We start from the raw sequence: 25654 nt of genomic DNA on the forward strand, positions 1-25654 counted from the left end.
CGATTACTCCCAGGCACAAATCGTGCGCATAAACGGAGGCGCCGGTGATGACCTGCTTCGCGCTTTTATATCGGGCAACAACAACTCGATCGTGATGTCGGGTGGGGCCGGTCGCGACACCTATGAGTTCCAGTCAGGCAATGCTGCTTATGGACTGACAGTCACCGACTTCGCCACCGGAGCCGGCGGCGATCTGATCAACGTCGACGAACTGCTCGACCATAGCGCGTCCAATGGCCTCGGCTATCAGGGCGGCAATCCGTTCGGCTCCGCCAACGGCTACCTGCGCCTGATCCAGGACGGCAAGAATACCCTGCTCCAATACGACGAAGACGGCGCCGTCGGCACTCAATACACCTGGCACACCGCAATCACTCTGCAAAACGTGCTGGCAACAGCATTGAGCGCCGATAACTTTACCAATGGCATAAAACCGGACGGCACAGCTGTTCCAGGCTTGAATGTCGTCGGCACCGATGAGTCGGAAAGGCTTGCAGGAAGCAACTTCAACGACACCATTCTGGGCGGCAAAGGCAGCGACACAATCCTGGGCAGTGGCGGCAACGACTGGATCGTGGGCGGTGATGAAGGCGGCCCATGGGGTGGCGACTCCATCCAGGGCGGAGCCGGCAACGACACTATTTTCGGCGGCAGCGGTAACGATTACTACCTGAACGGCGATGCTGGCAACGACAGCATCGATGGTGGCGCCGGGGATGACATTTTTTACGTCAAAAGCGGGGAAGGCAACGATACCCTGCTCGGCGGCGCCGGCAACGATACCTTTGAAGTCCAGATTTACGATTACTCCCAGGCACAAATCGTGCGCATAAACGGAGGCGCCGGTGATGACCTGCTTCGCGCTTTTATATCGGGCAACAACAACTCGATCGTGATGTCGGGTGGGGCCGGCCGCGACACCTATGAGTTCCAGTCAGGCAATGCTGCTTATCGACTGACAGTCACCGACTTCGCCGCCGGAGCAGGCGGCGACCTGATCAACGTCGACGCACTGCTCGACCATAGCGCAGCCAATGGTCTCGGCTATCAGGGCGGTAATCCGTTCGACTCCGCCAACGGCTACCTGCGCCTGATTCAGAGCGGCAACAATACCCTTCTCCAGTACGACGAAGACGGCGCCGCTGGCACTCAATACACCTGGCACACTGCAATCACTCTGCAAAATGTCCTGGCCACAGCCGTCGACAGCAGCAACTTCAAAGGTCTATCAATCGAAGGCACAGCCAAAGCCGATACCCTGACCGGCGGCTTCGGAGACGACGTCCTTAACGGCGGCCAGGGTGCCGACTCCATGACCGGCGGTCTCGGCAACGACATTTATTACGTCGACAACATCAGCGATGTAGTCATCGAGAAGCTCAACGAAGGCACTGACACGGTGCTCTCCACGGTCAGCGACTACACCCTGTCGGCCAATGTCGAGAACGGCCGCATCACGACCGGCAACGCAGCCAACCTCACCGGCAACAGCCTGAACAACGTGATCTACGCGGGCACCGGCAATAACAAACTGTCTGGCGGTGCAGGCACCGATACCCTTTCGTATCTGTACGGCGTCACCGGCAACAACGGCGTGAAAGTCAGCCTGGCCAGCGCCGTCGCGCAAGTCACGGCGGGCTCTGGCACCGATACCCTCGCCGGCTTCGAGAACCTGACCGGCTCGCGCAATAACGACAGCCTCACCGGTTCCAGCGGTAATAACGTGCTGGATGGCGGGCTGGGTAGCGACACCCTCGTTGGCGGCGCAGGCGACGATACCTACGTGATCGATAGCAGCGCCGACGTCATCATTGAAAACGCCGGTGCCGGCATCGATACGGTTAACGTGTCGTTCAGCGGCTACACGCTGGGCGCCAACATCGAGCATGGCCGTATCAGCACCACGGCCGCCGCCAATATCACTGGCAACAGCCTCAGCAACACGCTTTATGCGGGCGCGGGCAATAACGTCATCATGGGTGGCACCGGCACAGAGATCGACACTGCCTCCTATGCCGATGCCGCAAGCGCGGTCCGGGTCAACCTGGCGATCACTACCGGCCAGGCCACGCTGGGGTCCGGCACAGATACCCTGATCAACATCGAGAACCTCACCGGCTCGAATTTCAACGACACGCTGACCGGCAGTGCCGGCAACAACGTACTCGATGGCGGCGCCGGCAATGACAGCATGGCCGGTGGTGCTGGCAACGATATTTACTATGTGCGCCAGAACGCCGATGTGGTCACCGAAGCCGTCGGGGCAGGCACCGACACCGTGTACAGCTACACGAGCAGCTACACGCTGAGCGCCAACGTCGAGAATGGCCGCATCTTCACTACAACCGCCTCGAATCTGTACGGCAACGCTCTGAACAACGTCATCCATGCCGGCGCTGGCAATAACGTTCTGGCCGGCGCCGCCGGCATCGACACGCTGTCTTATCTGTACGGCATTACCGGCAGCAACGGAGTGAAGGTCAGCCTGGCAGTCACCACAGCGCAGGCTACTGGAGGCTCCGGCTCCGACATCCTTTCCGGCTTTGAAAACCTGACAGGCTCCGGCAACAACGACAGCCTCACCGGCTCCAGCGGCAATAACGTGCTGGATGGCGGCCTGGGCAATGACACGCTGATCGGCGGTGCCGGCGACGACACCTATGTGATCAACAGCAGCAGCGATGTCATCATCGAGAAAGCCGGCGAAGGCACCGACACGGTCAACGTACAGTTCAGTGGCTACACCTTGGGCGCCAATATCGAGAACGGCCGCATCAGCACCACGGCAGCCGCCGACATCACCGGCAACAGCCTCAGCAACACCCTGTATGCCGGCGCGGGCAACAACGTCATCATTGGCGGCACCGGCAAGGAAATCGACACGGTTTCTTATGCCGGCGCCGGTAGCGCAGTAAAAGTCAGCCTGGCGATTACTACGGCCCAGGCCACGCTGGGCTCGGGCACCGATACGCTGGTGAATATCGAAAACCTCACTGGCTCGAACTTCAACGACATCCTGACCGGCAGCGCCGGCAGCAACGTGCTCAACGGCGGCACAGGCAACGACAGCCTGTCGGGCGGCGATGGCAACGACACGCTGATCGGTGGTGCCGGCAAGGACACTCTGGCAGGCGGCGCCGGCAACGACGTTTTCGACTTCAATGCGGCCTCCGAAACAGGCATCACCAGCGCCACCTGGGATGTCATTTCAGGCTTTGTTCGCGGTCAGGACAAGATCGACCTGTCGACCATAGACGCCAACACCGCGACCCTCACCAACGATGCTTTCGACTCGTTGATCGTAGGTGCTGCGTTCTCGGGCCGCTTCACGTCGGTGGGCGATCTGTATTTCGACAACAAGGCGCAGGTGCTCTATGGCAACATCGATGCCGACGCAGAGGCCGAGTTCGCGATACAACTGCTTGGCGTGCCCACCTTGAGCACGACCGATCTGGTTCTCTGACTTACCTTGCACCCGGGAAGATGATCAATTAATGCGCTACCTCTTCATTCACCAGAACTTCCCCGGCCAGTTTCGCCATGTCGCCAAGGCGCTGGCCGAAGGTCTGGAAAACGAAGTGGTTGCCCTCGGCGAGACGTCCAACCTCAAGGCCCGGGGCGTCTTGCACCCGCGCATTCGCCTGTTGGGCTATGAGCGCGGGGCCGGCGGGCACAAGCAGACCCATCACTACCTGCAAGACTTCGAAGGGCACGTACGCCGTGGACAAAGCATTGTCCGGGTGCTGTTGAAACTGCGCGATGACGAAGGCTGGCAGCCGGATGTCATCGTCGCCCATCCCGGCTGGGGAGAAGGTCTGTTTCTGAAAGACGTTTTCCCTCAGGCGCGGATCATTCAGTACTTCGAGTACTACTACCACGGCACGGGAGGCGATGTCGGTTTCGACCCGCAATTCCCCAGCAGCCTGGATGACCGGCTGCGCGTTCGCCTCAAGAACAGTACCCAGTTGCACAGCCTGATCGGCTGCGATCAGGGCATCTCGCCCACCCGCTGGCAGCAATCGCGCTACCCGGCGGAGCTGCAACACAAGATCGACGTCATCCATGAAGGCATCGATACCCAAGTCGTCAAACCCGACCCTGACGCCTGGGTCGACATCAATGGCCAGCGGTTCCAGCCGGGCGATGAGATCGTGACCTATATCGCCCGCAATCTGGAGCCGTACCGCGGATTCCACACCTTCATGCGCAGCCTGCCCAGGCTTCAGGCGCTGCGGCCAAACGCCCGAATCATCCTTGTCGGCGGCGACGGCGTAAGCTACGGCGAACGCCTGCCCGAAGGCCAGACTTACCGAAAACGCTACTGCGCCGAGGTGCAGGACAAGGTCGACTGGAGCCGGGTGTTCTTCGTCGGCACACTGTCCTATGCCGACTATCTGAAGATCCTGCAGATCTCGGCAGCGCATATCTACCTGACCTATCCCTTCGTGCTCTCGTGGTCGATGCTCGAAGCCATGGCCGCCGGCTGCCTGCTGATAGCGTCCGACACTGCGCCGGTCACGGAGGTTATCGAAGACGGCATCAACGGCCTGCTCGTCGACTTCTTCGACCATGAACGGCTGGCCGACAGAGTCGCCGAAGTGCTTGCCGATCCAGCCCGGTACCAAGCGCTGCGCAACACTGCGCGAACGACCATCGTCGAACGCTATGACCTCAAAAGCGTTTGTCTGCCACAGATACTGGATAAATTGCGCGGGTAGCGTGGCCCTTACGCCCCCGCCCAATCCCCCGTATCGGCAAACCGTTCCACCAGAAAATCCAGCAACGCGCGCAGTGCCACCGGCATGTGTTTGCGTGAGGCGTACACCGCATGAATACCCATGCTGGTGGGCCAGTGATCGGGCAGCAATGACACCAGCCGGCCGCTGCGAATCAGCGGCGCGACAAGATAAGTGGGCAGCAAACCGATGCCGGCATGATTGAGCACGGCCTGCATCAGGGCCACGGCATCGTTGCTGCTGATCGCGCCACTGACGCTCACGGCCAGCGGCTCGCCGTTGCGTTCGAAACGCCACAGGGCGTTGTCGTGATAAGCGTGGGTCAGGCAGTTGTGCTGCTCCAGGTCTTCGGCCCGGATCGGTGTGCCATGGCGCTTGAGGTACTGCGGCGAGGCGCAGACCCGTGAGTCGCAAGTGGCCAGGCGCCGGGCGATCAGGTGCGGGTCGATCTCGTCGCTGATGCGGATCGCCAGGTCGATGCCTTCTTCGACCAGATTGACGGTGCGGTCGAACAGTTGCAGGTCGACTTTGACCCGCGGGTAACGCACCACAAACGCCGCCACCGCCGCCGTCAGTTGAGCCTGGCCGAACGAGGTGCTGCAGGTCACACGCAATTGCCCACGCGGTTCATCTTCGGGCTGCGCGACGCAGGCCTGGATGTCTGCTGCCTGTTCCAGCAAGCGCCGGCATCTGGGCAGGACCTCGCTGCCGATGCTGGTCAGCGCCAGCCGCCGTGTGGTGCGGTGCAGCACGCGACCGCCCAGCCAGGCTTCAAGATCCTGCAGGCAGCGCGACACCACCGGGCGCGACAGCCCGAGCTTTTCAGCGGCCGCGGTCTGGCTGCCACATTCGACCACGGTGACAAACACCTGCATGGCGAGCATTCGATCCATTGATTCGTCCGTTTTGCGCAACAAACATGGCGGGAATCTAGCATTTTTCTTATCGATTACAGCAACTATCGTTTGCGCTCCCTGCATTGGAGTCCGCCATGTCCAAGTCCTTTCTTTCGCCCCTGCTCGCCAGTCTGTCCCTGAGCCTGAGCGCCAGCGTGTTTGCCGCCCAACCATTGAAAGTCGAGGCCTATAACCCAGGCCACGAAGCCATTTTTCCGGTGGCTTCGGTGCTGGTCACCGGCGAGCATGACGCCATCCTGATCGATGCCCAGTTCGGCAAGGGCCAGGCCGAGAAACTGGTAGAGAACGTGAAGCGCAGCGGCAAGCAGCTCAAGAGCATCTACATCAGCCACGGCGACCCGGACTACTATTTCGGCCTCGACACCCTGGTCGCTGCCTTCCCGAATGTCGAGGTGCTGGCCAGCGCGCCGACCGTCGAGCACATCCAGCACACCATGAAAGACAAGCTCGCTTATTGGGGTCCGAAACTGGGCGCGGATGCGCCGCGCAAGTTGATCGTGCCCAAGGTGCTCAAAGGCAACCGTCTCGAGCTGGAAGGCCAGGCGCTGGAGGTGATCGGCCTGGATGGCCCGCAGCCTGATCGCAGCTTTGTGTGGATTCCGTCGATCAAGGCCGTGGTCGGTGGCGTGGTGCTGTCGAGTAATCAGCATGTATGGATGGCCGATACCCAGAGCGCCAAGTCGCATCAGGACTGGCTGGCCACGCTGGCCACTATCGAAGGTCTCAAGCCGTCGATCATCGTGCCGGGCCATGCCCTGCCCGGCCCCCAGAGCCCGGCCGAATCGCCGGCGTTCACCGCCGACTATATCCGCATCTTCGACAAGGAAACCGCCAAAAGCAAAGACGCCAAGGCGCTGATCGAGGCCATGAAAGCGCACTACCCAGGCCTGGGTGAAGAGTCCAGCCTGGAACTGAGCGCCAAAGTGGCCAAGGGTGAAATGAGCTGGTAACCGCACACTGCTGGTAAACGCTGTACAAGCCGTTCGGGCATCCATGGCCCGAACGGTAATTTCGCTTGTATCGATCAAGGCTATTAGCCATCATTGGATTGTCCTACAAGAAAAGCTAGCCAGGCACCCTGCTTGTTCCAATCGCGAACAACACTCAAGCAGCCTTGCTCCCGGCCAAGGCCCATCCCACGGTTTCCAGTTCAGGCGTCAACTGCCTGTACGGGCGAAGCCTGTCTCATCGGTTCAATCACGGACTGCACCAGGCGCGCAGGGTTGTGCGTCGCCTGAAAACTGCCAAAAGGAAGAAGTAATGAACTTGAGAAACTTGCCAGTCGGGAAACGGGCCGCGCTCATTTTCCTGCTGTTGGGCGCGCTGGTCCTGGCCATGGGGCTGACCGCGCTGTTTCAGGCAAAAAGGATGGACACCGCGACTGATGAGGTGCGAGAGGTCTGGCTGCCGGCGGTACTCGTGCTGGGCGATATCGGTACCAATCTGGGCCGCGCCCGCGCGGTGACCTTGCGCAGCGTGCTGCAAGAGAGCCCCATCGAACGCGACAAGAATGTGGCACTGGTTCGCACCATCAATCAGAGCCTGCCCAAGGACATGAAGGCCTACGAAGACACCATTCAGGTGCCTGAAGACCGCGCCCTGTTCGACGACTTCCGCACCCGCAGCGAGCGTTACCATGACCTGCAGAAAAATGTCCTGACCGCCATAGAGAACGGCCGGCGCGATGAAGCCGTGGCGCAGATCAACGGCCCGCTGGCCGAATACGCCGACGCGATGATGACCTCGCTGAATACGCTTAGCCGTTACAACGCCGACGGCGCCATCGCCTCCTCCAGTGTCAGCAGCGATACCTTCGATGAGGCATTCGTCATTATCGTCTGTGCCTTGCTGGCCATCCTGCTGGCAATGATCGTGATCGCCATCGCCCTGACCCGCAGCATCGTCAAGCCACTGGCCGATGCCGTGAGCGTGGCCGACCGGGTGGCCGATGGCGACCTGACGCAAGACATTCAGGTCAGCGGCGCCGACGAGCCGGCGCAGTTGCTTAATGCCTTGCGCCGCATGCAACACAATCTGCGCGACACCATCGGCCAGATTGCCGCCTCCTCGGACCAACTGGCTTCGGCCTCTGAAGAGCTGCACTCAGTCACCGAGGATGCCAGCCGCGGCTTGCACCAGCAGAATGCCGAGATCGAACAGGCGGCCACCGCCGTCAACCAGATGACCACGGCCGTCGAAGAAGTCGCGAGCAATGCGGTGATCACCGCCGAGGCCTCCAGAGACGCCGACAAGGGCACCGCCGAAGGCCGCGCCAAGGTCAATCAGGCGCTGGAATCGATCCAGTATCTGGTCGCCGATGTGGTAACGACGTCCGATGAAATCGAGCAACTGGCCGGCCGGGTCAATGAGATCAGTCGGGTGCTGGATGTGATCCGCTCGATTGCCGAACAGACCAACCTGCTGGCCCTGAACGCCGCCATCGAGGCGGCACGTGCAGGGGAAGCCGGACGCGGCTTTGCCGTGGTTGCCGATGAAGTGCGGGCCCTGGCCTATCGCACCCAGCAATCGACCCAGGAAATTGCCAGCATGGTTGGCGGCATAGAGTCGGGCTCCGAGCGCGCCGTCGGTGCGATGTCCAGCAGCCGCCAGCGTGCCGACACCACGCTGGAAGTCGCGCGCGCTGCCAACGATGCACTGGCGCTGATTGCCGGGTCGATCACCTCGATCAACCAGCGCAACCTGGTGATTGCCAGCGCCTCGGAGCAGCAGGCGCAGGTGGCGCGCGAGGTCGACCGCAACCTGGTGAATATCCGTGACCTGTCGCTGCAGACATCTGCCGGCGCCAACCAGACCAGCGCCGCCAGCCAGGAGCTGTCGAGCCTGGCGGTGGGCCTGAACGCCATGGTCTCGAAATTCCGGGTCTGATCGTTTTCACTAAAGCGCTGTCAGTAATGGCAGCGCCATTTCCAGTTATGGCTTACTGCATATTCCTTCGCCGACGGTTCGCTCACGCATGTTCACTATCCGCCCTGCTTCCATTCCCTCCTGGCTGCGCCCTGTGCTGCGGCCCTTGCTGGACCCGTATCGCCGTTACCGCCACGCCCGCCTGATCCACGCCGCGCGCATTGCGGTCGGCTTGCTGGTGTCGATCCTGCTGACCAGCGGCCTGAGCCTGCCGCACGGCGAATGGGCATCGGTGACCATGCTGATCGTCATTGGCGGTTTGCAACACCACGGCAATATCCGCAAGAAATCTGTCGAGCGCGCCTACGGCACCTTGATTGGTGCGGGGTTGGGGCTGTTGGTGGTGGTGCAACAGGGCTATCTGGAAATGTCCTTGCTGACCTACTGCCTGATGTCAGTGATGTGCGGCTTCTTTGCTTACCACGCCATCGGCAAGGGCGGCTATACCGCGCTGCTGTCGGCGATCACCCTGTTCATCGTTGCCGGCCATGGCGTCAACCCGATCAGCGACGGGCTGTGGCGCACGGTGGATATCCTCATCGGTATCGCCCTGGCGCTGGCGTTTTCCTTCGCGCTGCCGCTGTATGCGGTGTTCTCCTGGCGCTACAACCTGGCCAGCGGCCTGCGCGACTGCGCCAAGGTGTATGGGCGCATCAGCCACGGCCAGTCGGTGACCGCCGACGAACACCTCAAGCTCACCGCCAGCCTCAACGCCACCATGCTGCAACTGCGCTCGCTGCTGCCGTCGGTGTCCAAGGAAGTGAAGATTTCCATGGTCGAGCTGGACACCATGCAGAGCCAGTTCCGCATGTGCCTGAGCCTGCTGGAGATTCTCGGCAATAGCCGCCCGGCCAATCCAGGGCCTGAACTCAAGGCCGCGCTGGATGCCGATTACCGCCAGAACCGTCGGCGTCTGCTGGGCATGGCGAGGGCATTGCAGACCGGCGCCACCGAACACCTCAAGCGCAACTTCGAGTCGCCCACGCCGGTGGTAATCCCCGCAGAACTGACCGGTTACCGGCTGATGACCGAGCAACTGACGCACACGCTGGAGCAGTTGCAGGCACGCCTGGACAAGACCGCGCGGCGCTGGAAGCTATGACTTGAAACGCTTCATGATCAATATGGAAAATAATTTTTGAAGCAATATTGATCCAGAATTTATATTCCATTAGTGTCGATCCCATCCCCATACAAACAACAACACGGACAGGATCACACCATGAAACGAGTCTTGCTCGGCGCCTGCGCGCTGGCCATGTCGATGGCGGCCCATGCAGAGCTGCGAATCGGCGTCACGGTCGGCAACCTCGACAACTACATTTCCTACCTCGTCGGCGCCATGCAGGATCAGGCCAGGCAGTCGCCTGACGGCGTGCGCCTGCAAGTCGAAGACTCGGCCAGCGATGTCGGCCGCCAGCTCAGCCAGGTTGAAAGCTTTATCAACCAGAAGGTCGACGCAATCATCGTCAACCCCGCCGACACCGCCGCCACCAAGCGCATCACCGACAAGGTCAAACAGGCCGGCATCCCGCTGGTGTACGTCAACAGCCGCCCCGAAGTCGACACCCTGCCCGACGGCGTGGTGTTCGTCGGCACCGACGAGCGCGCCATCGGCCGCATGCAAATGGAGTATCTGGCCGAGAAGATGAATGGCAAGGGCAACCTGGCGATCATCCTCGGCCGCCTGGCACACAGTGACACCCGCAAGCGCACCGACGGGGTCAAGGACGTGCTGGGCAAATACCCGGACATCAAGGTGGTCGAACAACAGAGCGGCGACTGGCAGCGCGACCAGGGCATGAACATCATGAACAGCTGGGTGGTGTCGGGCGAGAAGATCGACGCCGTTGCCTCCAACAACGACGAAATGGGCATCGGCGCGGCCATGGCGCTCAAGTCCGCCGGGCAATCGAATGTGCTGGTCGGCGGCATCGACGGCACGCCCGATGGTTTGATGGCGATCAAGAACAGGATGCTCACCGTCAGCGTCTTCCGCGACCCGCTGGCCATGGGCGCCAAGGCCGTCGACACCGCGTTGGCACTGGTCAGTAAACAGCCGATCCAGGGCGATGTGTGGCTCGAAACCCAGTTGGTGACGGCAGAGAATTATCAGCAGTTTGTGCGTAAGTGATCGCCGTCGGGTCGGGTAATCTCCTAACATGCATGGCCCTGTCAGGAGATGCCCTTGTCTGCCCTTCGCCCGCCTGTTCTCGATGAAATCGATCGCCAGTTGATCGCCGCCTTGCAGCTCAATGCCCGCGAGAGCGTGGCGGTGCTGGCCCGGCAACTGGGCATTGCCCGCACCACAGTGACCTCGCGCCTGGCGCGGCTGGAAAAGAGCAAGGTCATCACCGGCTACGGTGTACGCCTCGGCCAGCGGGTGGCCGATGGCGGCTTGCAGGCCTATGTCGGCATTACCGTGCAACCGCGTTCGGGCAAGGAAGTGCTGCGCAGGCTCAGCTGCCTGGCCCAGGTTCAGCAGTTGTGCGCGGTCAGTGGCGAGTTCGATTATGTGGCCTGGCTGCGCACCGACTCACCTGAACAGCTCGACCAGTTGCTCGACCTGATCGGCAGCGTCGATGGCGTCGAAAAGACCACCACCTCGATCATCCTCAGCAGCAAGGTCGACCGCAGTCAGCCGGTCTGACGGGCCTGAGATCGTCACAATGACGCGCCTCTTCGTCATATCGACGCACCATTCGACAGATCGACAACACATTGCATCTTATTAACGTGCGTGCACCTGCCTAGACTGTTTCGTATTCGTACCCGCAGTCGACCAGGGCCGTCCGTCATGAAACACACTCGCCACCGCGCAGACGTTGAAAAGCCGATCACCATGTTTGGCCCCGATTTCCCTTTTGCCTTCGACGACTGGATCACCCATCCGGCCGGGCTGGGCAGCATCCCTGCCGAGCATCACGGTAGCGAGGTGGCCATCGTCGGTGCCGGGATCGCCGGCATGGTGGCGGCTTATGAGCTGATGAAGATGGGCCTGAAGCCGGTGGTCTACGAGGCCGCACAAATGGGCGGCCGCTTGCGCTCGCAGGCGTTTGAAGGGGCAGAAGGCATCATTGCCGAGCTGGGCGGCATGCGCTTTCCGGCCTCGAGCACCGCCTTTTACCACTATGTCGACAAGCTCGGCCTGGAGACCCAGCCGTTCCCCAACCCGCTGACACCGGCCAGCGGCAGCACCGTGGTCGATCTGGAAGGCAACACCTATTACGCGCAAAGCCTCAGCGACTTGCCGGCCCTGTTTCAGGAAGTGGCCGATGCCTGGGCCGATGCACTGGAGTGCGGCGCGCAATTTGCCGCGATCCAGCAGGCAATCCGCGACCGCGACGTGCCGCGCCTCAAAGCGTTGTGGAACGAGCTGGTACCGCTGTGGGACGACCGCACCTTCTATGACTTCGTCGCCACCTCCAAGGCCTTCGCCAGACTGTCGTTCTACCACCGCGAAGTGTTCGGCCAGGTCGGCTTTGGCACCGGCGGCTGGGACTCGGACTTTCCCAACTCGATGCTGGAAATCTTTCGCGTGGTGATGACCCACTGCGATGAAAACCAGTACCTGATCGTCGGTGGCGTGCAGCAGGTGCCGCTGGGCATCTGGCGCCACGCACCGGAACGCTGCGCCCACTGGCCGGCCGGCACCAGCCTGTCGTCGCTGCACCACGGCGCGCCGCGCACCGGGGTCAAGCGTATTGCCCGCAGCGCCGACGGCCGCCTGGCCGTCACCGACAACTGGGGCGACACCCGCCAGTATGCGGCGGTGCTGACCACCTGCCAGAGCTGGCTGTTGACCACGCAGATCGAATGCGAAGAATCGCTGTTCTCGCAGAAGATGTGGATGGCCCTGGACCGCACGCGCTATATGCAGTCGTCGAAAACCTTCGTGATGGTCGACCGCCCGTTCTGGAAGGACAAAGACCCGGAAACCGGTCGCGACCTGATGAGCATGACCCTGACCGACCGCCTGACCCGCGGCACGTATCTGTTCGACAACGGCGACGACAAGCCGGGGGTTATCTGCCTGTCGTATGCGTGGATGAGCGATGCGCTGAAGATGCTGCCGCAACCGATCGACAAGCGCGTGCGCCTGGCACTCGATGCGCTGAAAAAGATCTACCCCAAGGTCGACATCGCCGCGCACATCATTGGCGACCCGATCACCGTGTCGTGGGAAGCCGACCCGAACTTCCTCGGTGCCTTCAAGGGCGCACTGCCGGGGCATTACCGCTATAACCAGCGCATGTACGCGCACTTCATGCAACAGGATCTGCCCAGCGAACAGCGCGGCATGTTCCTGGCCGGGGATGATATTTCCTGGACGCCGGCCTGGGTCGAAGGCGCAGTGCAGACCTCGCTGAATGCGGTATGGGGCATCATGACCCACTTCGGTGGCCGGACCCACGCTGACAATCCGGGGCCGGGCGATGTATTCCATGAAATCGGCCCGATTGCGCTGGGCGATTGATGTAAAGAGGTGCTTATGCGTATTGCCCTGTACCAATGCCCACCGTTGCCGCTGCAGGTCGACGCCAACCTGGCGCGCCTTGCCCGCCAGGCCGAAGCGGCCGCGCAACAAGGCGCGCAGTTGCTGGTGTGCCCGGAGATGTTCCTGACCGGCTACAACATCGGCGCGCCCGCCGTGCAACGCCTTGCTCAGTCCGCTGACGGCCCGGCGGCGCAGCAGATTGCCGATATCGCCCGAAGCACCGGCGTGGCGATTGCCTATGGCTACCCCGAGCGTGGCGAAGAAGGTGCGGTGTACAACTCAGCGCAACTGATCGACCGCCATGGCACGCGGCTGGGCAATTACCGCAAGACCCATTTGTTCGGCGAGCTGGACAAGCGCATGTTCAGCGCAGGCGGCGATCAGTTTCCGCTGATCGAGCTGAATGGCTGGCGATTGGGGCTGTTGATCTGCTACGACGTGGAGTTTCCCGAAACCGTGCGCCGTCTGGCGCTGGCAGGTGCCGACTTGATTCTGGTGCCGACAGCGAACATGGTGCCGTTCGATTTTGTCTGTGAAGTCACTGTGCGTGCGCGGGCCTTCGAGAACCAGTGCTACCTGGCCTACGTCAATTATTGTGGCAACGAAGATCAGGTGCATTACTGCGGGCTGAGCAGCCTCAACGGCCCGGACGGCAGCCGCCCGGCGCTGGCAGCCCACGATGAACAGTTGTTGATTGCCGATCTGCAGGCACACCCTATCGAAGCGGCGCGGGCACTGAATGATTATCTGGCGGATCGTCGCCCGTCGTTGTATCGGTGAAGTCAGCAACCTGATCGCCCGGCGGCACGATACTTTGCCTGAGACTACACTTTGCCTGAGGCCCGGCAATCCGCTGTTGCTTGATCATTTTTGAGGATTGCAGTGCCTGCCCGTCAATACCTGAGCGGGCACTGTGTCTGGCAGAGGAAGTCCCCATGAAACTGGGTCATGCGCACCATTCAGAACTGGATCGTACTCTCACCCCGCACTGGCATCCTGACTCTAGCCTGGAGCTGGCGCCGGATCGCAACGGCCATGTATTGCACATTCGACCCGGCGGCATGATCCGCCTGGATGACGACACAACCCGAATAGGGCATTTGGTCGATGGCCAGCGCACCGTTCAGCAGATCATCGACACCTTGCACAGCCGCTTTCCGAACCTGCCGGAAATGGGCATCGATGTCGATGAGTTCATCAGGCATGCACACGACATGCAGTGGATCGTGCTCCGTTGAGCAGACCCTGCTGATTATTTGCGGCTGGCGATGATGTACACGGCGTGGATGATGCCGGGGAAGTAGCCCAGCAGGGTCAGCAGGATATTGAGCCAGAAAGCGCCGCCGAAGCCGACTTGCAGGAACACGCCCAGTGGAGGCAGCAGGATGGCGATAATGATGCGAATGATGTCCATGGGTAAGCTCCAGATTGAAGGGCCTTGATGGCCTGTGCTCAATCGACCCTTGGCCGCTACAGGGGTTCCGTGCCTTCTGGCCTACCGCCATTATTCATTCCGGACATAAAAAACGCAGACAAAGAAAACCCCGCCGAAGCGGGGTTTTCCAGACTGTTTCCCTGACATCCATTTCTTCCCACCATCCTGGCAGGCTTCCCTACGTGTCCCTGTTATTTTGGTTGCGCATCCTGCGCGACGTCCATGTAGTTAGATTAACTTTGGATCCCTTTTTTCGGAAGAGGCTATTTGTCACCACGGCGTGTAAGCCAAAGCTTACAAAATGACAACGATTCTCAAAATCCGGTGTTCAAAACTGAGACGCCTCCAGCAGATAGAGCGATTCACTGCCGGCCCGCACCGACGCATCGAGCGAATGAATGCGCGGCAGCAGCCGGGCAAAGTAGAAGCGCGCGGTGCCCAGTTTGCTGGCGTAGAACTCATCCTGCGTCTCTTTGCCCAGCGCAGCACCCGCCATGCGTGCCCACATCCAGGCATAGGCGGTGTAGCCGAACTGATGCAGATACTCGACGGACGCCGCACCGATTTCGTTCGGGTTGTGCTGGGCGCGCTCCAGTATCCAGCGGGTCAGGTCATCGAGCTTGTCCAGCGCCGCCCGCAGCGGGTCGATGAACTCGGCAAGGCCAGTGCCTTCGCTGTCGATGAAGTGGCGTATCTCATCGGAAAACAGGCGGTACCACTCACCTTGCGAGCCGACGATCTTGCGTCCGACCAGATCCAGCGCCTGGATACCGTTGGTGCCTTCATAGATCTGGGTAATGCGCACATCGCGCACCAGCTGTTCCTGGCCCCACTCGCGAATGTAGCCGTGGCCACCCAGAACCTGTTGGCCATGCACCGTGATCTCAAGCCCAAGATCGGTCATGAAAGCCTTGGCCACCGGGGTCAATAGCGCCACCAAAGCATCAGCACGCTGGCGCTCCTGGGCATCCTCACTGTACTTGGCGATGTCCAGTTGCAGCGCGACATAGGCGGTGAATGCGCGACCGCCTTCGTTGAGCGCTTTCATGGTCAGCAGCATGCGCCGCACATCGGGATGGACGATGATCGGATCGGCGGCCTTGTCGCGATTCTGTGCGCCGGTGGGTGCGCGGCTTTGCAGGCGCTCGCGGGCATAGTCGATGGCGTTCTGGTAAGAACGCTCACCCGAGGCCAGGCCCTGAATGCCAACGCCCAGGCGCTCGTAGTTCATCATGGTGAACATCGCTGCCAAGCCCTTGTTCGGCTCGCCGATCAGGTAACCCACAGCCCCGTCGAAATTCATCACGCAGGTGGCTGAAGCCTGAATGCCCATCTTGTGTTCGATGGAGCCGCAACTGACGGCGTTACGCTCACCGAGGCTGCCGTCTTCGTTGACCAGGAACTTGGGCACCAGAAACAGCGAAATGCCCTTGGGCCCGGCCGGCGCATCGGGCAGCTTGGCCAGCACCAGATGAATGATGTTCTCGGCCAGGTCGTGTTCGCCGCCGGTGATGAAAATCTTGCTGCCGCTGATCGTGTAAATGCCATGCGCCTGAGGCTCGGCGCGGGTGCGGATAATCCCCAGGTCCGTGCCGGCGTGGGCTTCGGTCAGGCACATCGAACCGCTCCAGAGGCCGGCGTACATATTGGGCAGGTACGTGGCCTTGAGTGCTTCACTGGCGTGATTGTTAAGCGATACACAGGCCCCGGACGTCAGCATCGGGTACAGGCCGAACGCCAGGCTGGCAGAGTTGAGCATCTCTTCGACCAGCGCGCCTACCACCTTGGGCATGCCCATGCCACCGAACTCCGGGTTGCCGCCAACGCCGACCCAGCCACCTTCGGCATAGGTGCGGTACGCCTCTGGAAAACCGGCCGGGGTGGTGACGACGGTGTCATTCCAGTGGCAGCCTTCTTCGTCACCATTACGGCTCAGTGGCGCGATGCTCTTGCTGGTGACCTTGCCGGCTTCTTCAAGGATGGCATCGACGGTTTCGGTGTCGACCACCTCGGCCAGGGCCGGCAACCGGGCCCAGAGCCTGGAGACGTCGAACACTTCGTTAAGGACGAAGCGCATATCACGCAGCGGCGCTTTGTAGTCAGCCATGGCATACCTCGTGAACGGGAAGCTAGAGACATCAACAATGAAACCGGACCAGCCTCAGACCGGGTCGGAAATCGAAGAGTCCGAGTGTAGCCGAACAACTATTGCGACACATAGGGTCCTCTTGTGACTTTTATTTATAAAATAGTCACAAAAATACCAGAGCTATAAAAAAGCACGGTGCCGCAGGACGGCCCGTGCCTTGGACAAAGTGCCCCGGTTCAACTCACCGTATCGGTCACCCGCGTAGAACCGCGCTTTTGCGGCTGTCCGTAGGCAATCACGCAGTTGCGCCCGGCGCCTTTGGCGGCATACAGCGCCTGGTCGGCGGCCTTGAGCACTTCGTCGGGCGTGCGCTGTTCGGGCTGACGTTCGGCAACGCCGATACTGATGGTCACCGAAACACTGCCGGTCTGTGCGCTGCCACGGCGCAGTCGGCCCTGCTGGTCGTCCTGCGGCCGATTCTCGGGGTTACGCAACTGAATCTGATAGTTGGCGATGGTTTCGCGCACCACTTCCAGGTGTGGCATGCACTCCTCCAGCGTCTTGCCGGAGAACACGATGGCGAACTCTTCACCGCCATAACGATAGGCCTTGCCGCCGCCCTGAGTGATCTTTGAAAGTTTGCTGGCCACCAGGCGCAGCACCTGATCGCCGACATCGTGACCGTGGGTGTCGTTGAATTTCTTGAAGTGGTCCACATCGCTCATCGCCAGCACATAGTTGCGCCCCAGGCGCTGCAAACGCTCGTTGAGCGCCCGGCGCCCCGGCAGGCCGGTCAGCTCGTCGCGAAAGGCCATTTGATAGGCTTCCTGGGCGACGGCCGCGGCAATCATCAGCATCACCTGGCTGCACATGATGTTCAGGGTGAACGGCAGGATAAAGGTCTTGGGTAATGCCCAGAACAATCCCAGCAGGCCGACCAGTTGCGCGGCATGCAGCGGGCGCGGCTTGTTCAGGTATTGCCAGGTCAACACGCCGAAGGCGATCAGGAACATCACGTAGGACAACTGGATCAGGCTCATCCACGAGCCGTGCAACGCCGGCCAGCGAATGTCGGCCAGCCAGTTTTGCACCTCGATCGGGTAGCTCTGCTCCAGCCCCAATGCGACACCGCCGACCACCAGCAACACCGCCAGCCGAGCCACCAGATCCTGGAACAGATGCGTGCGCTCCTCCCAGGCCGCATACAGGCCGAACATCAGCGGCAGCAGCAGGCACATCAGGTGGAACACCACCGCCGCATCCTCGCGCACTACACCGTTGTCACGGTAGAAATCGGTCTGGGTATCGAGCAAGTAATAAGCGATGTACACCGTGACCATCAGCGCCAGTTCGCGCTGGCGGCGATACACCGCGCAATACGCACCGCCCAGCAACAGCACCAGAGTGGGCAGTACATTGAAAAGAGAAGTGAAGAACACACTCAGGTCTTTGACATAGGCCGCCGCCAGGCCACCTACGAACAGAACGGCGGCAGGCAGAAAGTGACTCAATCGTGCAGCAGATGGACGCAACAAGGGGGATGTCTCCTACTCGGCATCAGAAAATGGCCCGCATAATGGCATTGTGCCTCCGACGGGTAAGTAATGCATTCAGTAGGAACTAAATAGCCAACTAATTTCTGTAACGGCAGGGATCGGCAAAGGTTGATCGCAAAGAAGTGAAGGTTATTTAACCGATATAAAAAAGCCCCCGGTCTTGCGAGCGGGGGCTTGTGGTCAACCGGAGCCTGTCAGTAACCCAGGCCGAAGTCCTCTTCTTTCATGTCCATCAGGTTAGCTGCGCCCGACACGATGGCCGCCGCATGGGTGCGGGTGCGTGGCAGGATGCGCTGGTAGTAGAAGCGCGCCGTCTGCAACTTGGCGGTGTAGAAGGCCTCTTCCGAGGTGCCTTCAGCCAGTTTCTGTGCCGCAGCACGTGCCATGTCGGCCCAGAAGTAGGCCAGGCACACGTAGCCGGAGAACATCAGGTAATCCACCGAGGCGGCACCGACTTCTTCGCGGTCTTTCATGGCGGCCATGCCGACTTTCATCGTCAGTTCGCCCCATTCCTTGTTCAACGCAGCCAGCGGTGCGGTGAATGCGGCGATGGCTTCGTTGCCTTCGTTGGCCTGGCAGAACTTGTGGACGATTTTGGTGAAACCCTTGAGCGCCTCGCCTTGAGTCATCAGCACCTTGCGGCCCAGCAGGTCCAGCGCCTGGATACCGGTGGTGCCCTCGTACAGCATCGAGATGCGGCTGTCGCGCACGTTCTGCTCCATGCCCCATTCGGCGATGAAACCGTGACCGCCGTAGATTTGCACGCCATGGTTGGCCGCTTCGAAGCCCACCTCGGTCATGAACGCCTTGGCGATCGGGGTCATGAACGCCAACAGCGCGTCGGCGGCTTTACGCTGTTCTTCGTCCTCGCTGTATTTGACGATGTCGACCTGCTTGGCGGTGAAGTACACCATCGCGCGGGTACCTTCGGCGAAGGCCTTGATGGTCAGCAGCATGCGCCGCACATCGGGGTGAACGATGATCGGGTCGGCGGCCTTGTCAGGGGCTTTGGGGCCGGTCAGCGAGCGCATTTGCAGGCGGTCGCGGGCGTATTTCAGGCCACCCTGGAAAGCCACTTCAGCGTGCGCCAGGCCTTGCAGCGCAGTGCCCAGGCGCGCGGTGTTCATGAAGGTGAACATGCAGTTCAGGCCCTTGTTCGGCGGGCCGATCAAAAAGCCGGTCGCGCCGTCGAAGTTCATCACGCAGGTGGCGTTGCCGTGAATGCCCATCTTGTGTTCCAGCGAACCACAGGCCACGGCGTTGCGTGAACCGATGGCGCCTTGGGCGTCGGGCAGGAACTTGGGCACGATGAACAGCGAAATGCCTTTGGTGCCGGCCGGTGCATCGGGCAGACGCGCCAGCACGATATGAACGATGTTATCGGCCATGTCGTGTTCGCCGGCCGAAATGAAGATCTTGGTGCCGCTGATCTTGTAGGAGCCATCGGCCTGAGGTTCGGCCTTGGTGCGCAGCATGCCCAGGTCGGTGCCGCAGTGCGATTCGGTCAGGCACATGGTGCCGGTCCACTCACCCGACACCAGCTTGGTCAGGTACGTCTCTTGCTGCTCGGGCGTGCCGTGTTCGGAAATGGTGTTCATCGCGCCATGCGACAGGCCCGGGTACATGCCCCACGACCAGTTGGCCTCGCCGACAAGTTCGCTGATCGCCAGGCCCAGCGATTCCGGCAAGCCCTGACCGCCGTGGTCCACGTCGTGGGCCAGGCTCGGCCAGCCGCCTTCGACAAATTGCTTGTACGCCTGTTTGAAGCCGGTCGGCGTCTTCACGCCCGACTCGCTCCAGGTACAGCCTTCGGTATCACCCACACGGTTCAGCGGTGCCAGCACCTGCTCACAGAACCGCGCGCCCTCTTCAAGGATGGCGTCGACCATATCGGGGGTAGCGTCCTGGCAAGCCGGCAGGCTCTGATAGTGGGCTTCATAACCCAGCAGCTCATCACGCACGAATCGAATATCACGCAAGGGGGCCTTGTAGTCAGGCATAGCTTGTAACCTCTGCTGGTGAATCCCGAATGAATGACTGACCGGTCGTGATGGGAACGCTTTTACCGCGCTTGGCGTTGTACGCCGTCTACCGATCAAACAGATGTTTGAAACTTACGTTTACACCCGGACCTTGTCAATAGCGCATTGCCCGGCGGGCGTCTTGAACAGGCGCAAAGCCACACAGGCCGTGGCTTGCAGCCACACATACGGATGTATCAGGGAAGTCTAGACGAGGGTCGGCGGGTTGCCGGGATGAAACAGCGCGGCGATTACAGCGGACGCAGAAACGACAACGCCGTGCACAAAAGCACGGCGTTAAAGGTGAAGCGACGCAGGTGGATCAGGCGTAGGTATCGATCAGCGTACCCAGCGCTTCGCTGCTGGCACGTTGCGCCGCAACGCCCGCCTCGACCTGCGATTTGCCGGCTTCAAGCTCGACAATATTGGCAGGCAGATCGGAGCGCTGGCTGCGGTCGACCGAACGCAGGTTTTCCAGCTGGAAGTCAGAAGACTGACTGCGGCCGGACACTTCGATGTTGTTGCTGGCGATCTGGGAGGCCGCCTGATCGACACGGTTCTGCCCGACCTGAATTGCACTCAGGCCTGGATAAAGCGTGTTGTTCATGGATATTTGCATAAGCCAATCCTCAGCTCATAGAAAGCAGGGCCTATTAAAACAGGGATACCGGCAAAAGGCCTCATAAAAAGACTAATGGTAGTGGCCCCGGCAATAGGTTAAATCTTGATCAATTGGCAAAGCGCCTTGTAGATCAGTCACCTGAGCAGCGACAGCGGTTCAAGTGTCAAATAGTCGGCCACCGTTTCAGCAACAGGCTGTAACAGTCGCGGGACTTGCCCCAGGCACGGCGCCGGTAATTGCGCCACCAGCGTGGCCAGATTGTCCTCCAGCCGCGAGGTTTGGGCATCGACGATATTGGCTACCCAACCGGCCAGCACCAGACCGTCGCGGGCAATGGCCTCGGCCGTCAGCAGCGCGTGGCTGATGCAGCCCAAACGTACGCCCACCACCAGAATGACCGGCAGCTTCAGGGCAATCGCCAGGTCGGATAAATGTTCATCGCCACTCAATGGCACCCGCCAGCCGCCCGCGCCCTCGATCAGGCTGAAGTCGGCTTCACGCGCCAACAGCCGTTGCATCGGCGGCAGCAACTCAGCCACCCGCAACTCCAGCCCCGCTTCGCGCGCGGCCAGATGCGGTGCGATGGCCGGCTCGAATGCGAACGGGTTGACCTCTTCATACGCCAGTGGCGCGGTGCATTGCGCAAGCAACGCCAGGGCATCGCTGTTACGCAGGCCGTTGCCGGTAAGCTCGCAACCGGACGCCACCGGCTTGCCGGCTGCCGTGCTCAAGCCAGCACGCCGGGCCGCCTGCAACAGGCCGGCGGCGATGGTGGTCTTGCCGATATCGGTGTCGGTTCCAGCGATGAAAAAAGCAGCGCTCATACGTTTTCCACCTGACACCGAATCCGTAGGAGCGAGCGTAGAGCTCGCGAATGCTGACGTTCAGTCAACGAATATGTTGGAGCTACCGCCCCCTTCGCGAGCTTTACGCTCGCTCCTACGGTCTCTGTGTTTGCTGCACGACGGTGCGGTGCCGTGGCGGCGGGCGGCAGACTGGCATGAGCACTCATACGTTTTTTTCCAGCACGACGTAAATCACCTGATAAGTCGCAGGCAAGCCCTGATCCTGTCGAAAGCCCTCATAGGCCTCGATCAACCCGCGAATACGCTCGCGGCCAGTCAGGCCGGTGGCACGCCCTGGGTTAAGGTTATGCGCGCCCAAGGCCTTGAGTTCGTGGGTCAGGCTGCGCACGTCCGGGTAATGCAACACATGCGGGCGCACTTCAAGGCTGCGGATGCGTAAACCGCTGGCCTCGCACAGTTGCCGATAGGCGCCTTGCTCGCGGAAGCGATTGACATGCACCAGCCCGTCGACGCGCTGCCAGCTGCTGCGCAGTTCCTCCAGCGTGCCGACGCACAGGCTGGAGAATGCGAAGACGCCACCGGGGCGCAGGACACGCCGCGCCTCGCTGAGCACTGCGGCAAAGTTGGCGCACCACTGCACCGCCAGGCTGGAAAACACCAGGTCCACGCATTCATGTTGCAACGGCAAGCTCTCGGCATCGCCGGCGACAAAATGCTGCGCCCCACCTTGCGGTTGCGCGTGGCGCAGCATGCCTTCGGCGATGTCCACTGCCACGCCCTCGGCAGCCTGAAAACGTTGCCCCAGTGCGCGGCTGAAATGTCCGGTGCCGCAGCCCAGGTCCAGCCAGCGCGCCGGGTTCAGATCGGCCGGCAACTGCGCCAGCAAATGCTGACCCACCGCACGTTGCAGCTCGGCCACGCTGTCATAGCTGGCAGCCGCACGCGAGAACGAAGCGGCCACCTGTTGCTTGGCCGGCAGTCCGCCCGGCAGCGGGATAGCAGAAAGATCAGTCATCGCCCGACTCATGTAAGAAGGCCCGGATCGCCGCCGCCACACCGTGCGGGCTTTCCAGAATAAAGGCATGGCTGGCCTGTTCGATCAGGCCCACTTCGACATCCGGCAGCAGTTCCAGCAGGTCACTCGCCGCCTCTGCCGGCACAAACGCATCGTGGCCGGCAAACAGGTGCAGTTGCGGTCCGCGAAAACTCTGCAAAGCCTCGCGCGTGTCGAGCCGTTCAAGCACGCGCAAACCCTCGAGCAACGCTTCTTTGGACAGCTGCGGCGCGGCGGCCTTGAGCTGGCGCGACAGGCCGCGCGGGTCTTCGCCGCCCTGGCTGCACAGCAGGCTGAAACGCTTGAGTGTCGCGTGCGGGTCTTGCTCACAGCCGGCCAGAAATGCGGCGAAGTCAGCCTCGGGCATCGCATGCGGCCAGGCACCGCGCGGCACGAAACAGGTGTTGCTGGCCAGGGTCACAAGGCCACAGCAGCGTTCGCCGCGCCGCGCCGCCAGTTCGGCCGCGAGCATGCCGCCCAGCGACCAGCCACCCAGCCACACATCGGTTGGCAATGTGGCATCCAGTTCGTCGAGCCAAGTGTGCACATCGTCAGTGCCAGGCTGCGGCAAGGGTTCGATCTCGATGCTCAAGTGCTCGTCCAGCCCACGCAAGGCGGCGGCCAATGGCTCCAGCGGCGAAACACCCAGGCCCCAGCCGGGCAACAGCACCAGACGATTACGCATGCGTCGACTCCAGCGATTCATCCACACCCAGCAGTGGCCAGCACTGCGCCAGTACTTCCAACAATAGCTGCACTTGCTCGGGTGTGTGGGCGGCCGTCAGCGTCACCCGCAAACGCGCGCTGCCGGCCGGCACGGTCGGCGGGCGGATCGCGGTCACCAACACACCGCGTTCGCGGAGTAATTGCGACAGGCGCAAGGCGCGCCCGGCATCGCCGATCATGATCGGCTGAATCGGCGTGAAGCTGTCCATCAGGCGCAGGCCGATCTGCTCGGCGCCCTGACGAAACTGCTGGATCAACGCGGCCAGGTGCTCGCGCCGCCAATGCTCGCTGCGCAGCAGCTCCAGGCTCTTGAGCGTCGCACAGGCCAGCGCCGGTGGCTGGCTGGTGGTGTAGATATACGGCCGGGCGAACTGGATCAGCGTCTCGATCAATTCCTCGCTGCCGGCCACAAACGCCCCGGAGGTGCCGAACGCCTTGCCCAGCGTGCCGATCAACACCGGCACCTCATCGATGCCCAGGCCAAAATGCTCGACACTGCCGCCGCCGTTGGCGCCCAGCGGGCCGAAGCCGTGGGCATCGTCGACCATCAACCAGGCGCCGCGACTTTTTGCGGTGTGCGCCAGGGCCGGCAAGTCGGCGATATCGCCATCCATGCTGAACACGCCGTCGGTCACCACCAGGCCATCGCCCACCGCCTTGTCCAGCCGGGCATGCAGGCTGGCCGCGTCGTTGTGCAGATAGCGGCTGAAACGTGCGCCACTGAGCAACCCGGCATCCAGCAGCGAGGCATGATTAAGACGGTCTTCAAGCACCGAATCGCCCTGCCCGACCAAGGCGGTGACGGTGCCCAGGTTGGCCATGTAACCGTTGGAAAACAGCAACGCGCGCGGGCGCCCGGTGAATTCGGCCAGCGCTTCTTCCAGCGCGTGATGCGGGCCGCTGTGGCCGATCACCAGGTGCGACGCGCCGCCGCCCACGCCCCAGCGTTCGGCGCCGGCCTGCCAGGCTGCAATCACCTGCGGGTGGTTAGCCAGGCCCAGATAATCATTGTTGCAAAAGGTCAGCAGCGGCTGGCCGTCGACCACCGCCAGCGGGCCTTGCGGGCTTTGCAGCAACGGGCGCTGACGGTACAGCTCGGCGGCATGGCGCGCATCGAGCCGCGCACGAAGATCGAAAGACATGCTGACCTCGCGTGATCAGGCCGAAACCGCGTTGTAGAACATCGAACTGCTTTGCTGCTCGACCAGCGCCTGCTCGATGGCGGCCTGATGCACGTCGTCAGGATGCTCTTGCCCGGCTTCAGGCTGGATGCCCAGGCGGGCGAACAGCAGCATGTCCTTGTCGGCTTGCGGGTTGGCGGTGGTCAGCAGTTTTTCGCCGTAGAAAATCGAGTTGGCGCCGGCAAAGAACGCCAGGGCCTGCATCTGCTCGTTCATCGCCTCACGACCTGCCGACAGCCGCACATGGGACTTGGGCATCAGGATGCGCGCCACGGCCAGCATGCGGATGAAGTCGAACGGGTCGACGTCTTCGGCGTTTTCCAGCGGCGTGCCGGCGACCTTGACCAGCATGTTGATCGGCACCGACTCCGGGTGCTCGGGCAGGTTGGCCAGCTGGATCAAGAGACCCGCGCGGTCGTCCAGCGACTCGCCCATGCCCAGAATGCCGCCCGAGCAGATCTTCATCCCGGCATCGCGCACGTAGGCCAGGGTTTGCAGGCGCTCAGCGTACGTGCGGGTGGTGATGATGTTGCCGTAGAACTCCGGCGACGTATCGAGGTTGTGGTTGTAGTAATCCAGGCCGGCGGCGGCCAGTGCTTCGGTCTGTTCCAAGTCGAGACGGCCCAGGGTCATGCAGGTTTCCAGGCCCATGGCCTTGACGCCCTTGACCATCTCCAGCACGTACGGCATGTCCTTGGCCGACGGATGCTTCCAGGCCGCGCCCATGCAGAAACGGGTCGAACCGATGGCCTTGGCGCGCGCGGCCTCTTCCAGCACCTTTTGCACCTCCAGCAGTTTCTGCTTGTCGAGGCCGGTGTTGTAGTGGCCCGACTGCGGGCAGTACTTGCAGTCCTCGGGACAGGCGCCGGTCTTGATCGACAGCAGGGTCGACACCTGCACGCGGTTGGCGTCGAAATGAGCGCGGTGCACCGTCTGCGCCTGAAACAACAGGTCATTGAAAGGCTGCACAAACAGTGCTTTGACCTCGGCTAAAGTCCAGTCGTGACGCAGGGTAGCAGTGATGCTGGCGCTCATCGGGCGGCTCCTTGTTGAAATCCTGACGTTTAAATCGAACAGCGCGCCCGCAG

21 protein-coding genes and 1 pseudogene are annotated in these 25654 nt (G+C 61.5%); 11 read left to right on the forward strand and 11 right to left on the reverse strand.

What is annotated here, in order from left to right; all coding sequences use genetic code 11:
- The first annotated feature begins 22 nt into the window (after positions 1 to 22).
- Together ACYAS9_RS10925 and ACYAS9_RS10930 are read left to right on the forward strand one after the other, a co-directional pair.
- Positions 23 to 3463: a beta strand repeat-containing protein gene (locus ACYAS9_RS10925; protein ID WP_463568311.1), complete on the forward strand. Its 3441-nt coding sequence runs from the start codon at positions 23 to 25 to the stop codon at positions 3461 to 3463.
- 31 nt (positions 3464 to 3494) lie between these two features.
- Positions 3495 to 4718, forward strand: coding sequence for a glycosyltransferase family 4 protein (locus ACYAS9_RS10930; RefSeq protein ID WP_463568312.1), 1224 nt, complete (start codon positions 3495 to 3497; stop codon positions 4716 to 4718).
- Between the two features lie 8 nt (positions 4719 to 4726).
- Here the strand turns inward: ACYAS9_RS10930 and ACYAS9_RS10935 are convergent, their stop codons facing one another.
- Complete coding sequence (locus ACYAS9_RS10935; protein ID WP_463568313.1) at positions 4727 to 5629, reverse strand: LysR family transcriptional regulator; 903 nt, start codon at positions 5627 to 5629, stop codon at positions 4727 to 4729.
- 98 nt (positions 5630 to 5727) lie between these two features.
- Here ACYAS9_RS10935 and ACYAS9_RS10940 point away from each other — a divergent pair, with 98 nt between their 5' ends.
- The 9 genes and pseudogenes from ACYAS9_RS10940 to pqqD all read left to right on the forward strand — a co-directional run bounded on the left by ACYAS9_RS10940 (position 5728) and on the right by pqqD (position 14314).
- A complete protein-coding gene (locus tag ACYAS9_RS10940) occupies positions 5728 to 6603 on the forward strand; it encodes an MBL fold metallo-hydrolase (RefSeq protein ID WP_463568314.1) in 876 nt (291 codons plus the stop codon).
- A gap of 310 nt (positions 6604 to 6913) precedes the next feature.
- Positions 6914 to 7684: pseudogene (locus tag ACYAS9_RS10945) on the forward strand (MCP four helix bundle domain-containing protein); the annotation flags it as partial.
- Positions 7676 to 8539, forward strand: a complete 864-nt coding sequence (locus ACYAS9_RS10950) for a methyl-accepting chemotaxis protein (protein ID WP_463568452.1) — start codon at positions 7676 to 7678, stop codon at positions 8537 to 8539. The pseudogene ACYAS9_RS10945 and the gene ACYAS9_RS10950, both read left to right, overlap by 9 nt.
- Positions 8540 to 8627: 88 nt before the next feature.
- Complete coding sequence (locus ACYAS9_RS10955; protein WP_463568315.1) at positions 8628 to 9680, forward strand: FUSC family protein; 1053 nt, start codon at positions 8628 to 8630, stop codon at positions 9678 to 9680.
- Positions 9681 to 9800: 120 nt separating this feature from the next.
- Positions 9801 to 10712 carry a substrate-binding domain-containing protein gene (locus ACYAS9_RS10960; RefSeq protein ID WP_463568316.1) on the forward strand — a complete coding sequence of 304 codons (912 nt, stop codon included), beginning with the start codon at positions 9801 to 9803 and terminating at the stop codon, positions 10710 to 10712.
- A gap of 54 nt (positions 10713 to 10766) precedes the next feature.
- Positions 10767 to 11228: an Lrp/AsnC family transcriptional regulator gene (locus ACYAS9_RS10965; RefSeq protein ID WP_463568317.1), complete on the forward strand. Its 462-nt coding sequence runs from the start codon at positions 10767 to 10769 to the stop codon at positions 11226 to 11228.
- 147 nt (positions 11229 to 11375) lie between these two features.
- A complete protein-coding gene (locus tag ACYAS9_RS10970; protein ID WP_463568318.1) occupies positions 11376 to 13055 on the forward strand; it encodes a flavin monoamine oxidase family protein in 1680 nt (559 codons plus the stop codon).
- Between the two features lie 15 nt (positions 13056 to 13070).
- Positions 13071 to 13856 (forward strand): carbon-nitrogen hydrolase family protein, encoded by a 786-nt coding sequence (locus ACYAS9_RS10975; protein ID WP_463568319.1) that lies wholly within the window; start codon positions 13071 to 13073, stop codon positions 13854 to 13856.
- Positions 13857 to 14011: 155 nt separating this feature from the next.
- On the forward strand, positions 14012 to 14314 hold the full coding sequence (gene pqqD, locus ACYAS9_RS10980) for a pyrroloquinoline quinone biosynthesis peptide chaperone PqqD (protein ID WP_463568320.1): 303 nt from the start codon (positions 14012 to 14014) through the stop codon (positions 14312 to 14314).
- A gap of 14 nt (positions 14315 to 14328) precedes the next feature.
- Here pqqD and ACYAS9_RS10985 read toward each other — a convergent pair whose 3' ends face one another.
- The 10 genes from ACYAS9_RS10985 to bioB form a co-directional block, all read right to left on the reverse strand.
- Complete coding sequence (locus ACYAS9_RS10985) at positions 14329 to 14490, reverse strand: YqaE/Pmp3 family membrane protein (RefSeq protein WP_045484381.1); 162 nt, start codon at positions 14488 to 14490, stop codon at positions 14329 to 14331.
- Positions 14491 to 14839: 349 nt separating this feature from the next.
- Complete coding sequence (locus ACYAS9_RS10990; protein ID WP_463568321.1) at positions 14840 to 16618, reverse strand: acyl-CoA dehydrogenase C-terminal domain-containing protein; 1779 nt, start codon at positions 16616 to 16618, stop codon at positions 14840 to 14842.
- A gap of 218 nt (positions 16619 to 16836) precedes the next feature.
- On the reverse strand, positions 16837 to 18135 hold the full coding sequence (locus ACYAS9_RS10995) for a GGDEF domain-containing protein (RefSeq protein ID WP_463568322.1): 1299 nt from the start codon (positions 18133 to 18135) through the stop codon (positions 16837 to 16839).
- Positions 18136 to 18350: 215 nt separating this feature from the next.
- Positions 18351 to 20156: a phenylacyl-CoA dehydrogenase gene (locus ACYAS9_RS11000; protein WP_463568323.1), complete on the reverse strand. Its 1806-nt coding sequence runs from the start codon at positions 20154 to 20156 to the stop codon at positions 18351 to 18353.
- A gap of 343 nt (positions 20157 to 20499) precedes the next feature.
- Positions 20500 to 20796 (reverse strand): pyrroloquinoline quinone biosynthesis protein PqqE, encoded by a 297-nt coding sequence (locus ACYAS9_RS11005; RefSeq protein WP_463568324.1) that lies wholly within the window; start codon positions 20794 to 20796, stop codon positions 20500 to 20502.
- A 137-nt stretch (positions 20797 to 20933) separates the two neighbouring features.
- Positions 20934 to 21623 (reverse strand): dethiobiotin synthase, encoded by a 690-nt coding sequence (gene bioD / locus ACYAS9_RS11010; RefSeq protein WP_463568325.1) that lies wholly within the window; start codon positions 21621 to 21623, stop codon positions 20934 to 20936.
- 184 nt (positions 21624 to 21807) lie between these two features.
- Positions 21808 to 22620 (reverse strand): malonyl-ACP O-methyltransferase BioC, encoded by an 813-nt coding sequence (gene bioC / locus ACYAS9_RS11015; RefSeq protein WP_463568326.1) that lies wholly within the window; start codon positions 22618 to 22620, stop codon positions 21808 to 21810.
- Positions 22613 to 23344 (reverse strand): alpha/beta fold hydrolase, encoded by a 732-nt coding sequence (locus ACYAS9_RS11020; RefSeq protein WP_463568327.1) that lies wholly within the window; start codon positions 23342 to 23344, stop codon positions 22613 to 22615. Before ACYAS9_RS11020 ends, bioC begins: the two co-directional genes overlap by 8 nt.
- Positions 23337 to 24527, reverse strand: coding sequence for an 8-amino-7-oxononanoate synthase (bioF, locus tag ACYAS9_RS11025; protein WP_463568328.1), 1191 nt, complete (start codon positions 24525 to 24527; stop codon positions 23337 to 23339). The genes ACYAS9_RS11020 and bioF overlap by 8 nt, the downstream gene beginning before the upstream one ends.
- Positions 24528 to 24542: 15 nt before the next feature.
- Positions 24543 to 25601 carry a biotin synthase BioB gene (bioB, locus tag ACYAS9_RS11030; protein WP_463568329.1) on the reverse strand — a complete coding sequence of 353 codons (1059 nt, stop codon included), beginning with the start codon at positions 25599 to 25601 and terminating at the stop codon, positions 24543 to 24545.
- Between the last annotated feature and the right edge of the window lie 53 nt (positions 25602 to 25654).

It is taken from the genome of Pseudomonas sp. HP_08, assembly GCF_055284095.1.

Coding starts and splice junctions, on each gene's coding strand:
- pqqD (WP_463568320.1), top strand. CDS start 14,012: ATGAAACTGGGTCATGCGCACCATTCAGAACTGGATCGTACTCTCACC.
- ACYAS9_RS10990 (WP_463568321.1), bottom strand. CDS start 16,618: ATGGCTGACTACAAAGCGCCGCTGCGTGATATGCGCTTCGTCCTTAAC.
- bioB (WP_463568329.1), bottom strand. CDS start 25,601: ATGAGCGCCAGCATCACTGCTACCCTGCGTCACGACTGGACTTTAGCC.
- ACYAS9_RS10950 (WP_463568452.1), top strand. CDS start 7,676: ATGCAACACAATCTGCGCGACACCATCGGCCAGATTGCCGCCTCCTCG.
- bioC (WP_463568326.1), bottom strand. CDS start 22,620: ATGACTGATCTTTCTGCTATCCCGCTGCCGGGCGGACTGCCGGCCAAG.
- ACYAS9_RS10970 (WP_463568318.1), top strand. CDS start 11,376: ATGAAACACACTCGCCACCGCGCAGACGTTGAAAAGCCGATCACCATG.
- ACYAS9_RS10930 (WP_463568312.1), top strand. CDS start 3,495: ATGCGCTACCTCTTCATTCACCAGAACTTCCCCGGCCAGTTTCGCCAT.
- ACYAS9_RS10940 (WP_463568314.1), top strand. CDS start 5,728: ATGTCCAAGTCCTTTCTTTCGCCCCTGCTCGCCAGTCTGTCCCTGAGC.
- ACYAS9_RS10985 (WP_045484381.1), bottom strand. CDS start 14,490: ATGGACATCATTCGCATCATTATCGCCATCCTGCTGCCTCCACTGGGC.
- ACYAS9_RS11005 (WP_463568324.1), bottom strand. CDS start 20,796: ATGCAAATATCCATGAACAACACGCTTTATCCAGGCCTGAGTGCAATT.
- bioD (WP_463568325.1), bottom strand. CDS start 21,623: ATGAGCGCTGCTTTTTTCATCGCTGGAACCGACACCGATATCGGCAAG.
- ACYAS9_RS10960 (WP_463568316.1), top strand. CDS start 9,801: ATGAAACGAGTCTTGCTCGGCGCCTGCGCGCTGGCCATGTCGATGGCG.
- ACYAS9_RS11000 (WP_463568323.1), bottom strand. CDS start 20,156: ATGCCTGACTACAAGGCCCCCTTGCGTGATATTCGATTCGTGCGTGAT.
- ACYAS9_RS10975 (WP_463568319.1), top strand. CDS start 13,071: ATGCGTATTGCCCTGTACCAATGCCCACCGTTGCCGCTGCAGGTCGAC.
- ACYAS9_RS10935 (WP_463568313.1), bottom strand. CDS start 5,629: ATGGATCGAATGCTCGCCATGCAGGTGTTTGTCACCGTGGTCGAATGT.
- bioF (WP_463568328.1), bottom strand. CDS start 24,527: ATGTCTTTCGATCTTCGTGCGCGGCTCGATGCGCGCCATGCCGCCGAG.
- ACYAS9_RS11020 (WP_463568327.1), bottom strand. CDS start 23,344: ATGCGTAATCGTCTGGTGCTGTTGCCCGGCTGGGGCCTGGGTGTTTCG.
- ACYAS9_RS10955 (WP_463568315.1), top strand. CDS start 8,628: ATGTTCACTATCCGCCCTGCTTCCATTCCCTCCTGGCTGCGCCCTGTG.